At 48.6% G+C, this 12,409-nt stretch carries 10 protein-coding genes, 1 tRNA gene and 2 pseudogenes; 4 read left to right on the forward strand and 9 right to left on the reverse strand.

Annotated features, from left to right (window positions below; genetic code table 11):
* Nucleotides 1-165 (forward strand): annotated as a pseudogene (locus tag BZG23_RS16515) (IS256 family transposase); the annotation flags it as partial.
* 273 nt (nt 166-438) lie between these two features.
* On the opposite strand, the gene BZG23_RS15085 reads toward BZG23_RS16515, so the two are convergent.
* Nucleotides 439-1,176, reverse strand: a complete 738-nt coding sequence (locus tag BZG23_RS15085; protein WP_077607409.1) for a hypothetical protein — start codon at nt 1,174-1,176, stop codon at nt 439-441.
* Between the two features lie 97 nt (nt 1,177-1,273).
* Between BZG23_RS15085 and BZG23_RS16875 the strand changes: the two are divergent.
* Nucleotides 1,274-1,381 (forward strand): annotated as a pseudogene (locus BZG23_RS16875) (IS110 family transposase); the annotation flags it as partial.
* 218 nt (nt 1,382-1,599) lie between these two features.
* On the opposite strand, the gene BZG23_RS15090 reads toward BZG23_RS16875, so the two are convergent.
* The 6 genes from BZG23_RS15090 to BZG23_RS15115 form a co-directional block, all read right to left on the reverse strand.
* Nucleotides 1,600-2,076 (reverse strand): hypothetical protein, encoded by a 477-nt coding sequence (locus tag BZG23_RS15090; protein ID WP_077607410.1) that lies wholly within the window; start codon nt 2,074-2,076, stop codon nt 1,600-1,602.
* Nucleotides 2,077-2,560: 484 nt separating this feature from the next.
* Nucleotides 2,561-2,651: transfer RNA gene (locus tag BZG23_RS15095), tRNA-Ser, on the reverse strand.
* 133 nt (nt 2,652-2,784) lie between these two features.
* A complete protein-coding gene (gene pstB, locus BZG23_RS15100) occupies nt 2,785-3,537 on the reverse strand; it encodes a phosphate ABC transporter ATP-binding protein PstB (protein WP_241828133.1) in 753 nt (250 codons plus the stop codon).
* A 133-nt stretch (nt 3,538-3,670) separates the two neighbouring features.
* Complete coding sequence (pstA, locus tag BZG23_RS15105; protein ID WP_077607412.1) at nt 3,671-4,975, reverse strand: phosphate ABC transporter permease PstA; 1,305 nt, start codon at nt 4,973-4,975, stop codon at nt 3,671-3,673.
* A complete protein-coding gene (gene pstC / locus BZG23_RS15110; RefSeq protein ID WP_077607413.1) occupies nt 4,968-6,350 on the reverse strand; it encodes a phosphate ABC transporter permease subunit PstC in 1,383 nt (460 codons plus the stop codon). The genes pstA and pstC overlap by 8 nt, the downstream gene beginning before the upstream one ends.
* A 66-nt stretch (nt 6,351-6,416) precedes the next feature.
* Nucleotides 6,417-7,457 (reverse strand): substrate-binding domain-containing protein, encoded by a 1,041-nt coding sequence (locus BZG23_RS15115; RefSeq protein WP_077607414.1) that lies wholly within the window; start codon nt 7,455-7,457, stop codon nt 6,417-6,419.
* Between the two features lie 292 nt (nt 7,458-7,749).
* Between BZG23_RS15115 and BZG23_RS15120 the strand changes: the two genes are divergently transcribed.
* Nucleotides 7,750-8,220, forward strand: coding sequence for a hypothetical protein (locus tag BZG23_RS15120; RefSeq protein WP_077607415.1), 471 nt, complete (start codon nt 7,750-7,752; stop codon nt 8,218-8,220).
* Between the two features lie 83 nt (nt 8,221-8,303).
* Here the strand turns inward: BZG23_RS15120 and BZG23_RS15125 are convergent, their stop codons facing one another.
* On the reverse strand, nt 8,304-9,923 hold the full coding sequence (locus BZG23_RS15125) for a methyl-accepting chemotaxis protein (protein ID WP_077607416.1): 1,620 nt from the start codon (nt 9,921-9,923) through the stop codon (nt 8,304-8,306).
* Between the two features lie 127 nt (nt 9,924-10,050).
* Nucleotides 10,051-10,509: a DUF3429 domain-containing protein gene (locus BZG23_RS15130; RefSeq protein WP_241837224.1), complete on the reverse strand. Its 459-nt coding sequence runs from the start codon at nt 10,507-10,509 to the stop codon at nt 10,051-10,053.
* A gap of 205 nt (nt 10,510-10,714) precedes the next feature.
* Here BZG23_RS15130 and BZG23_RS15135 point away from each other — a divergent pair, with 205 nt between their 5' ends.
* Nucleotides 10,715-12,388 (forward strand): BCCT family transporter, encoded by a 1,674-nt coding sequence (locus BZG23_RS15135; RefSeq protein WP_077607417.1) that lies wholly within the window; start codon nt 10,715-10,717, stop codon nt 12,386-12,388.
* The last annotated feature ends 21 nt before the right edge of the window (nt 12,389-12,409 follow it).

The following is a 12,409-nucleotide window of genomic DNA, read 5'->3' on the forward strand; positions in this document are numbered from 1 at the left end:
ACCAAGGGTGGCTTTGCCAACGAGAACGCATTGCTCAAGTTGCTGTATGCAGGTATGTTGAAGGCGTCAGAGAAGTGGACGCATCCGGTGCAGAATTGGAACCTGACATTGTCCCAACTGAGCATCCACTTCGAAGGGCGGCTCGACGACTACGTAGATCTTTAAACGTTGGGTGACACAGAACTATGAACACCCTCTCAACAGCACTTCTCATCTTGCGATACCGGAAGTCACACAAGCAAAGCTTACCTTGATACGAACCAAGGATAAATTCGGCATAAGGATGTTTATAATACTGGATGTTTATTGTATTCATTATGTTCTCTTGTGAGTTATTCATCCTTGGAATACATAAGAATGAACAACCCCCTACTTTTTATGATCTCTTCTTCGTGTCCAGTAAAACGGACCAAGTCCAGAATCTGCTTGAATTGTTTGTTAACTTACTTTTTTGACTGTCACCATGTAGCTAAGTGCATGATCGTGATCATCCTTAACGGTGACTTCATATTTGATACTTTCGTCTTTCATTGGGCATCTATAAGGTTTATCCATTAACCAGTAAATCATAGGAGCTGATTTAGCCCCGACCTTAGTTAAATTCAATAACCACAAGAGCACTCTTAAAGTTAGTTGGTACAAGTGTGGTATAGAAAAAAGAAACGCTACAAAAAACAACACTTCTAACGGAGTCATGCCATCAACGTTATAACCAGTCAGCGTGAAAACAAACCCTAGAATAGCTACTGTTATTGCTGCTAGCATTAACCCTTTAGCTGTAATGAAGAAAGTTGTTTCTTTCTTAACTCTCTCCCAGTCATGCTTAAGTAACCTTGAGATACTGTCATTTATTTCCAGTAACGCCGAAGTATCCTTATTGACTTCCAAAGTCACTATTCGGTCGATAATACCTTTATCATTTTCATCATAGGGATTAACTAGCACCTGAAGTTGAGCTCTTGCCTCAGTAACTTTCTGCCAATTATTTCCTATACTACTCTCGTTTATCTCAACTACTAAATCTCTGATTTTCTCACGCCATCTTTGGCGTTCTTGAGTGATATTCTGAATGATAATGCTCTTGTCTTTATCATAGCGAGTAAACAACAGAGTAATAAGAGAACCGAATATACCTGATCCTAATATTATCCCTGCGTTGTCTAAGATTTCTTTCATTCGAAGTTACCACTTGTTGTAAGTTAACGAATGACATGGATTCCCCCTCTTGAAGATCTGCCACACTTAGGTGCGGCCTTTAATACCGGAGGTAACCATGTCTACTCAATTCTTTTGTGGCGTTGATCTCGCCAAGCACCACTTTTCTCTTCACGCGGTGGATGACCACGGAAAAGTCATTCTCTATAACTCGTTCCCACGCTCCTGCGTGGGAACGGGAAGTAATGTCTAATGGCCCTGTCATATGATTGGCAGGCAGCGGTGAGACCGCAGTAAGAGACCTTCTATATGTGTTTGCCGTAAGCAATGACTTAATGGCGGAAATGACAAAACGAAGTAGACGACTTTGTTGTTCGAGAGCATTGGCTGCTGCGCAGCCAAAAAAATGCTATTGCCTATTGACTGGAGAAGGGCTCATATGTGTTAAATTTTCAACCACAACGTCCTGAATGAACGTCCTATTTTGGGTGTGTAGTCAAATAACTTACAAGATGGAGTAATTTTTTGAGTAATGCTGTATGGGTGACCATACGCATCATCAAATTCGATATTGAACTCAATTTTAACATCTAGTCGTTTCAAGTTTTCCGAATTCACCCCAGAGATATTTGACGAACGCATTTCTAGTAATTGCCCAGGTAAAATCGTAGGTGTTCCCATGCTCTGAGAATCAGATTTACCACCTATTACTGTATGAAACTTTAAATTCAATGCTGGCCCACCAGATACGTTCTTTACCTTAGCATTCACTCTAAAGTTTTCATCCGTTGGCTCAAACTCCACATGCTCAATAGCAATCCATGGTCTCATGTCCTGCTTCTTATTTAGAACAGCTGTCAAAAGAGCGACGAAAGCAATCGCAGCTGAGAATATCGATACTATTATCGCAATTTTATCCACTGTACCCTCCATGAAATTTAACATTGTATTAGTGCGCGTGCTCGATTTGTCAAAACCGTTACACGCCCTGTTCTATCCATAACCTAATGATAAACAAGCAGTTTTTCCATCTATCTCATCAAGCCCTCTTCGGTGATAGTGTGCATGCCGCCTATCCCGGTTTAGGTGTTCACATTATCCCCGCGCTTTTACTTTTAACTAATTGATTATTATTGTTTTTTTTATTTTTCGCCCAGGGAAAGTGTGAACCGGTTATGAGAAAGCGTGCATCTATGTAGGCGTTTTGTTGCATTTCAAGCTACCGCCGTTGGTTAGCGGCGTCCAAAAGGCCATGTAAGAGGCAGAAATATAAAGGGTTAGAATACCAAAGTGCAGAATAGCTGTTTAGACAGAATCGCCTAAAATGTTGGTGAGGTCAGGGTTTGGGAGTTTGCGGGACAATAAATGCAAAAAAGCCGCTGACTGAGCAGCGGCTTTCGGTATGTGGCGGAGAGATAGGGATTTGAACCCTAGAAGGGCTATTAACCCTTGCCGGTTTTCAAGACCGGTGCTTTCAACCACTCAGCCATCTCTCCGGAACGGGTCGTATAGTATGAGCAGAGGTGGCTGATGTAAAGTGACTTTTTGCACTTTTATCGCTAAACGCCGAAATAATCAGCAAACGCCCCTGCTCTATACCCAATGGCGCTGGGTCAGCGCCATCTCGGCTTAACCAAAACGACCGTTAATGTAATCAGAGGTCAGTTTGTGCTCAGGGTCATTAAAGACTTTTTGTGTGCTGTTTACTTCAACCAAGTCGCCAAGGTGGAAGTAAGCGGTGCGATCAGACACACGTGCCGCTTGCTGCATCGAGTGCGTGACAATCACAATGCTGAAGTTTTTCTTCAGATCGGCAATCAGCTCTTCAATGATACCGGTGGCAATGGGGTCAAGCGCCGAACAAGGCTCATCCATCAAGATCACTTCCGGTGCGACCGCAATAGTACGTGCGATACATAGACGCTGCTGCTGGCCGCCTGATAGGCCTGTTGCTGGTTGATCCAGACGGTCTTTCACTTCGTTCCAAAGCCCTGCGCGCGTCAGTGATTGCTCGACCAGGCCATCTAACTCATCTTTGCCGTCAACCAGGCCATGAATACGTGGACCATATGCCACGTTATCGTAAACCGATTTTGGGAACGGGTTAGGACGCTGGAATACCATGCCCACTTGCGAGCGCAGCTCAACAATTTCGGTGTCACGATGATAGATATCTTCGCCATCCAAAATAATATCGCCCGACACTTGGCAGCCAGGAATGGTGTCATTCATGCGGTTGAGGCAGCGTAAGAAGGTGGATTTACCACAGCCTGACGGGCCAATCATCGCCAAGACTTCTTTTTCACCAATATCCAGGCTGACATCGGTGATCGCTGATTTTGAGCCGTTCTCGTAATTGACAAAGACATTACGAGCCGTCATACGCGGGTTCTCTACAAAAGGCACACCACACGTCTCAGTCGGTGCCGCCGTGTTTTGCGGCGTGGTTTCTATTACTTCTTCGGTCATGGCTAGGTTGTTCATTGTTGTCGTCGTCATGGTTGTTTCTCCCGACTTACCAGCGTCGCTCAAGACGCTTACGCAGAATCACGGCACAGGCATTCATCAGAGCAAGGAACGCCAGCAATACCATGATTGCGCCAGAGGTGTTTTCGACAAAGCCCTTTTCAGGATTCTCTGCCCATAAATAGATTTGAACGGGTAACGCAGTGGCAGCATCAAGGGGCCCTGAGGGGATATCCACGATAAAGGCCACCATACCAATCATCAGTAGCGGCGCGGTTTCACCCAGCGCTTGCGCCATGCCGATAATGGTGCCGGTCAGCATGCCAGGCATGGCTAATGGCAACACATGATGAATCACCATTTGCATTTTCGATGCGCCGACACCCAAGGCAGCATCACGTACCGATGGCGGTACCGCTTTGATAGAGGCACGGCTCGAGATGATGATGGTTGGCAATGTCATCAGTGTCAGTACCAAGCCGCCCACAACCGGCGCAGAACGCGGCAGGTCGGCAAAGTTGAGAAACACGGCTAAGCCCAGTAAACCAAACACGATCGACGGTACCGCAGCCAGGTTATTGATGTTGATTTCAATAATCTCAGTGATGCGATTACGTGGTGCGAACTCTTCCAGGTAAATTGCGGCCGCTACCCCAATGGGGAAGCTTAATGCCAGTGTCACCAGCAGCGTGTAGAAAGAGCCTACGGTCGCGCCCCAGATCCCAGCAAGTTCAGCATCACGGCTGTCACCATTGGTGAAAAAGCGCGAGTTAAACACGGTGCGAACACGATCGTCTTCTTTAAGCTGGTTGAACCAACCAATGTGTTTGTCTTTAAACTGGCGATAAGACTCCGGCAAGCTGCCATCAATATTGCCTTTATTAAACTGGTTGACGTTGTCACCCGCGAGTGCCCAAATTTCGATCTCTTGGCCCACCAGGTCAGGATTGGCCGCCACACGGTCGCGCAAGTCGTACTCGGCGCCGTTAGACAGGAAACGGAACAGCTCACGTTTGTCACCGCGCGACGTCACCTCCGGCATGGCATCAAAAATGGCATCTGCCAGCACTGAGCGATAACCCAGGTATTTAAGGGTTTCGTCGTTTAATGGCTTGCCTTCAATCCCTAGGTTTTCTTCACTTAAATCAACGGTCAAGCGAATTTCCGTGGTGTAGAAAGCCGTGTAGCCTTGCGAGACGATCGAGCCGAGCAATAAAACCAAGAAGGTAAACGCAAGGAAAATAGAACCAATACCGTAAAAACGGAAACGTCCTTCTTTCCCGCGGCGCTTTGCTAAGCTGGCCTTTACCCTTGCGCGCTTTTCTTGCGCCAGTTTTTCGATTCTATCAGTCATATTGTTCCCGGTATTTCTTCACGATGTTCAGCGCAATAACGTTAAGTGCGAGCGTCACAACAAATAACGTCAGACCCAAAGCAAACGCTGCCAAGGTTTTTGGACTATCAAATTCTTGGTCACCCACGAGTAGCGTGACAATTTGCACCGTTACTGTGGTCACTGAGTCAAGTGGATTAGCCGTTAGATTCGCGGACAGACCCGCCGCCATCACCACAATCATGGTTTCGCCGATTGCACGTGAGACTGCCAGCAATAAGCCGCCCACAATCCCGGGTAACGCAGCCGGTAAAACAACCTTGCGAACCGTTTCTGACGGCGTGGCACCCAGCCCGAACGAGCCATCACGCAAAGATTGCGGTACGGCGGTGATCACATCGTCTGACAATGACGAAACGAAAGGAATAATCATGATCCCCATCACCGCACCGGCAGCCAATGCACTCTCTGACGACGCACTGCTAAAGCCGATCGCCTGTGCCACATCACGGATAAACGGTGCGGCGACCAATGCTGCGAAGAAACCATAAACCACGGTTGGAATTCCCGCGAGGATTTCCAAAATCGGTTTGACGATACCCCGCACACGCGGCGATGCATATTCGGCCAAATAGATCGCACTCATCAACCCGACTGGCGCCGCGATACACATGGCGATAAACGAGATCATCAAAGTGCCGGTAAACAGCGGAATCGCACCAAACGAGCCGCTGGCCGCTTGTTGATCGGCGCGCAAAGCAATTTGCGGTGACCACTCAGTACCAAAGATAAACTCAGTGACCGGGATCATTTGGAAAAAGCGTAGTGCCTCAAACAGCACCGATAGCACAATGCCCAGTGTGGTTAAAATGGCGAGTGTTGAACAAAGCAGCAGAAAAGCCTGCATCACATTTTCTACTCGATTTCGAGCACGAAGACGTAATCGCAGAGAGCGCCAGCCAAAAGCTAACCCCGCTAACGCGAGCGATGTCATTGCGGTGAAACGCAATGTCGTTCCCAGTTGGTTCAGCATTTGATAATGGTCAGCCGCTGCCAACAAGACAGCATCGTCAGTTTGGGTGATGCCACGAGCAACGTTTCCAATCTGACTGTATAGCAAGTCGACATTGCCGAACTGCGTCACATACGAATCAGATATCTGTGCCATCACCAAACTGTGGATCAAGTTGGGTTCTACCGCTTGCCACAACAATAAGAGAACCAGTGCCGGAATAGCCGCGAGAATCGCAACATAAGAGCCGTAATAATTAGGACGAGAATGAAGCTTACTCAATCCGCCTGCCGTATCAGCGAGCTTGATTGAGCGTGATCGAGCAATAAAAAAGCCTGAAATTGCAATGACAGCAATTACGGTCATCAGCATGGGTGTTGTCATTGTTCCTCCTGAACACGCACAAAGGTGGCACCTCATGTGTGCCACCCTTTCGTGTTCACACTGCGCTTACAGGTTTGGTTTTAGGTCAACTGCGGCGCTGCGTACTTGTTTCCATTCACTGTTGTCGAGTGGGATAAGGCCACGGTCAGCCAAGTAACCCATGTTGCCGATGGCATCTTCAGCAGTGAATGCGCTCACGTAGTCTTTAAGACCTGGAATCACGTCTTCGTGTGCTTTTTTCACGTAGAAGTACAGTGAACGTGATACGGGATACTCGCCACTACCAATCGCGTCAAATGTCGGTTCAACACCCGCGATTTTTGAGCCTTGTACCTTGTCGGCGTTTTGCTCTAGGAAGCTGTAACCGAAGATGCCAAGTGCATCTGGGTTTGCTTCAAGCTTTTGCACGATAAGGTTGTCGTTCTCACCCGCTTCGATGAACGCACCATCTTCACGCATGCCGTGACAAATCGCTTTGAACTTGTCTTCGTTGCTGTCTTCAAGCGCTGCCACTTCTGGGTATTCGGCACAGCCCGCTTCCATTGCTAGCTCAACAAAGGCGTCACGCGTACCTGATGTTGGTGGTGGACCTAGCACTTCAATTTTGGTGTTAGGCAGTGATGGGTTCACGTCTTTCCACGTGTCATTTGGGTTATCGATGAAGTTGCCGTTACCGTCTGGCACAGTTTTGGCAAGCGCGGTGTAGATCTCTTTCAAGCTCAAGTCATATTGTGGAGACATTTTCGAGTTCGCCAGCGCGATGCCGTCATAACCGATTTTGATTTCAACGATGTCGTCCACGCCGTTTGATTTACAACGGTCAATTTCCGAGCTTTTGATTTTACGTGATGCGTTAGTGATATCTGGGGTGTTTTCACCGACGCCTGCACAGAACAGCTTAAGACCGCCGCCTGAACCGGTTGATTCGATTTTAGGTACTGAGTATTGCGACGTGCGACCGAAGCGCTCAGCAACTACAGTAGCAAAAGGGTAAACGGTAGAAGAGCCAACGATGCTAATGTAATCACGGTTTGCGGCCGTTGCGCTACCTGAGGCCAGCACGGCCATTGATACTGTAGTAGCTGCAAAGAGAGCTTTAAGTTTCACATCAACCTCCAAGTCGATTATTTAAGTTAGTGCTGTGCAAATCAGTTTATCTACACATAACGAAGAACTCGGTTAACGGGGAGACACATTAAGAGCACAAAGTGACAGTTCCTTTATGCAATCATGAAGGTTTGATGACAGCGCCACGCATTGGTAACAGATTCAAAAGTTGTTTTTACCACGCTGGCGCTGTGTGTATGGCGGGCTAGGATAAACTCATCCAGGGCTGATGCGCGTTGGCTAGATGCGCCATTGCACGTCCTGTCTTCCACTTTTTAGATGAGTAAAGGCAATGATAGATGCCAAAGACAAAGTCTCGTTAGGCGCGCGTGCCGACGAGACACCCGTACATGGTGATACCGCGCTGGGTAAGCCAGTGGTTTTATTTTTATGCGATGGTAAGCACGGTGCCTCTTTGATGGCCGCCGCGGTGATGGTAAACAAAGCCAGCAGTTTTTTTGAGGTCCACTGCGCACATACATCCAGCACTATGCATACGGCGCAAGCGTCAAAAGCGTTAATTCAGTTTCAACTCTCTACGTCCGGGATCACGCCGTCCCCGCTGGCCGAGCTCAGATTGACGTATGTTGATTATCTGGTTGCGATGAACCCCGCTGCCGTGCAATCAGGATTACCATTACCTGATTATGGAAAATTTGTACCCTGGGATGTGACTGAGCATAGCGAGGCAGGCTTGACCGCCGTGCTCCGAACGATCAATCAAAACATTAACTATTTTTTGTCTTTGTACTTATTTCGCTAACGCTGACAGACATTGCCAAGGTAATAAAAAAGTGCGCCGCGTGGGCGCACTTTTTTTGTTTAGTGCCTCGTGCTTAGTGCACATCATCCGAGCCTAAAGGCTTCCGCTTGCTCTTTGATACTCGCGTTTTCTTTTTCCAAGCGCTCATAGGCTTGACGGGTTTGCTCTGCGGTCTCAGCAAGCGACTCCGCTGCACGGTGAATCACCGACACATTTTGGTTCAGGTCCGCCGCTGCTGTGGTTTGCTCTTCGGTTGCGGTAGCAATCGCACCGGTCATTTCTGATACCTGCTGCGTGGCATCATTAATGGTATCAATCGCTTCTGCCGCACGCTTAGCATCATCCAGCCCTTTTTGTGTCAGGGTTTGGCTATCGCTCATCACTTTGTAGGCTTGACGCGCTTTGGTTTGAAGCCCCTCGATAATTTGATTAATTTCATCGGTCGATGATTGGGTTTTAGTCGCCAATCCACGCACTTCGTCAGCCACGACCGCAAAGCCTCGACCCGCTTCGCCCGCGCGAGCTGCTTCAATGGCCGCGTTGAGTGCAAGCAAGTTAGTTTGCTCGGCGATGGTACTAATCACTTCCGAGACTTTGCCAATATTCTCACTGTCTTCAGTTAACGCTTCAATCACTTGTGATGCTTCGTTAACTTGATCTTTTGCCGCCACGCTTTGCTGATAAGATTGTTCAAAGGTCTGCCGGCCTTGCTCCGCGTATTCACGCGTCTTATCAGTGTGCTCCGCGGCATTCACCGTATTGCTCGCCACTTCCCCAAACGTGGACTCCATTTGTGTCATCGCACTGGCAAGCTGTGATAGTTCACCCCGCTGTTGTTCAACACTGTTCACGGTGTGACTCACCTGGGTCGACAATTCATCACTCACTGTTTGTAAACGCTGAGTGCCTTTCACTAAAGATCCAATCAACGCTGTAATGCTTTCTTGCATTTGCGCAAAGGTATGAGCTGCTTGCCCCAACTCGTCGCGGTTAAACGTGTCGAGATCCAAACGTTGGGTAAGATCACCGCTTTCCACCCGTTGCATCTGGGTAACCAGCTGCGCCAGCGGCCCACGTATGCGCTGTTGTAGCAATAACGCCACACCCGCCATCAACACAATCAGTGCGACAATCACGGCAATACCGATATAAATTAATCGCTCGATTTTTTCCGATTCTCGCGTCTTTATCGCATTGGCTTGGTCTTCCAGCGTCTCTTGTAACGTCGCCAAGTTTGCGACTATCTGGTCAAACGGTGCCAACATGGGGCCCAACATTTTGCGGCGCGCATCGCCCAGTCGGCCATTATCGATAAGCGAAATGTAATCGTTTTGCATGTCACTGTAATTGTTAAGGCGCGTTTCTATAGTGGCTACGGCCTCTGTATTATTGTCCGTCACCGTGAGTGCTTTCATTCGATCGAGCGCTTCGCCAACCTCTTGGTCGTTGCGCTCAATTTTCACCAGAATATCGCGATGTTCTTGTTTGTCATCGGTTAAACCGTAATCTAGTGCGAAGCGGCGATAAGTGACGGTGTAGTAACGCAAGTCAGACACAGTGCTCAGCAGTCGCACATTACGCTCTACCACATCATTAAACTGTGCCTTGACGGTGCTTATTTCGCTGAACAAGTACGCCCCACTCGCCGCTACTGCAATGCCTAGTGCAAGAAACACCACGCGTAAATACTGTATAATCGTCATTGGTTACCCCACTACCCTTAATCCCGTTATTAAGTTAATTGTTTTTTTACGCACGAAGTAACGGGTACGGCCTATTGCTGCAATAGGTTCATTCTCGGTAGGGTTTTTGTTTATGGCCTTTTTCTGTTCACACCACAAGAAGCAGCAATCCATGACAAGCTACAACCGCCACCGTCAAGCGGCTACGCATGGTTTGATAGGCGGAGGACGTGTCTCCACTCTCGCTGTTTCGGATCCATTTTTCCGCTAGCCATACCGCTAAATAACCGATGGCAAGCAACCCGGTAGCAATCAAGTATTGCGTCGCGCCTTGAATCAGCGCCCCCCAGGCCAGTAGTGCAAACAAGTTACTCAGCAGTAACGCATTTCGGCTCAGTTTATGAGAAAAATGATCGATACCATTCCCCCATAAAACGCCGGACAAAAAGCTTAAAATCACCGCGCTGTAACTTAAAAAAAGCTGCTCACCAGTGAGACCAAATAAGGTCAGATCGCCCCAAGTGACGAGAACGCCGCCAATAAAAGGAAGCAAGCCAAGGTACCCAAGTTGCAGCATGGTATCGCGTGAAGCAGATTGTGGTTTCATCACCTGACTCCTAGACAATCTATTCCAATTCTTATCCGTTCTCAGTGTACGAAGACAATCTTCCACTGGCCGTCTTATCGACACATTTCGCTGCTTTTCTCAGCACTTCAATCCAACACAATGTGACTAATGACTCTTTTTTTTGCAAAGACTGGTCACGTTGCGTAAATTGTTGCGCGTTTTGTTGTTATAAGAGGAATGATTCATGTCAACACGAAGTACGTCGGATGCGAGCAATGCGAGTACATTGCAGCATCCGTTTGCCGATTGCGTCACACAGACTGGCCTGTTTAAAGGTGTTCATAAAAATATGATGATCGCCGCGACTCTCCTGGTTTGTGTCTTCGTGTTTTTTACCGGATTTAATACTGATTTAGCCGGTCGTGTATTTGCCGCTGCTCGTGGATGGGTGGAATCGACGTTTGGTTGGTATTACATGCTGGTACTGGTGCTATTGCTTGTCGCTAGCTTGACGATTGCCGTCACCCGTTTAGGAAACATTCGTTTAGGTGATGACGATGACCGGCCCGAGTTTAGCACCTTCTCGTGGTTATCCATGTTGTTTTCCGCCGGTGTCGGCGTTGGCATACTGTTTTTTGGGGTAGCCGAACCCACGCTCTACTTTGATACAAGTGGTGCGTTCGGCTACCCCAACAACCCGTATGCAGATATGGCCGGTGCCACCACCATGGGCTTTGATCGCGCCGCCGATGCATTGCGTGTCACCTACTTCCATTGGGGCTTTCATGGCTGGGCGGTGTATGTGATTGTGGGCCTTGCGCTCGCCTATTTCTCGTTTCGCAAAAAGCTGCCTCTCGCGCTACGTTCCACGGTGCACCCTCTGATTGGCGATCGTATTTACGGCCCTATCGGCCATATTATCGATATCTTGGGGGTGCTTGGCTGCGTGTTCGGTGTCGCCACCTCGCTGGGGCTCGGTGTCAGTCAGATTGCCGTGGGGCTGAATCGCCTATTCAGCATCGACCCGGGCGTGACGACGCAAGTTATTCTTATTGCATTGATTTCTGTGGCTTCCATCTTGTCGTCTCTCTCAGGCGTCGGCAAAGGGATCCGAATCATTTCTGAGTGGAACATCATCGTCTCCGCACTGGTGATTGCCTACTTTTTATTCGGCGGGCCCACGGCTTGGTTAGTGCAGATTTTTGGTGCCTCACTGAGCGACTATTTGGTCGAATTTATCCCGATGGGGCTGTGGTTCCCAGAGGCGCAAGGCCCCTCTGCGTGGCAAAACGCGTGGACCATTTTCTATTGGGGTTGGTGGATTGGCTGGGCGCCTTTTATTGGCCTGTTTATTGCGCGTATTTCTCGCGGCCGCACCTTGCGCGAGTTTGTCGTGTGCGTGCTGTGTGCGCCAACACTGATGATTTTTGCTTGGCTGGCGATTTTTGGCGGTAACGCGTTACATCAAGAGCTTGTTGCCGATGCCGGGATTGGCACCGCTGGGATTATTGATTTGGTCAATGGTTGGGACTTACCTGCGGCGCTGTTTGCTACCGCTGACGGCATTACTGGTGGCGGGATCTGGGGTTGGATTCTCAACGCCATGATGATCTTCTTGCTGTTTAGCTGGTTTATTACCTCGTCAGACTCAAGTACCCTCGTGCTGACCACGATTTTGTCGATGGGCAATGACAACCCGCCCAAGCGCTTTCGGGTATTCTGGGGCACCATGATCGGTGCCGTCGCCGCGGTATTGTTGGTTGCCGGTGGGTTACGAGCCCTGCAAACCGCAAACATGGTCACTGCCCTGCCCATCAGCGTGTTAGTGATCTTGATGACCATCAGCGTGATGAAGTCTTTACTGGCAGAGTCGGTGGGCAAATCCACCGCCTCGACACCATCCAAAGCGAGTAGCTAGAGCACACTCTCAGACTAAAAG

Origin of the sequence: Salinivibrio sp. ML290, assembly GCF_001995695.1 — a bacterium.
GTDB lineage: Bacteria > Pseudomonadota > Gammaproteobacteria > Enterobacterales > Vibrionaceae > Salinivibrio > Salinivibrio siamensis.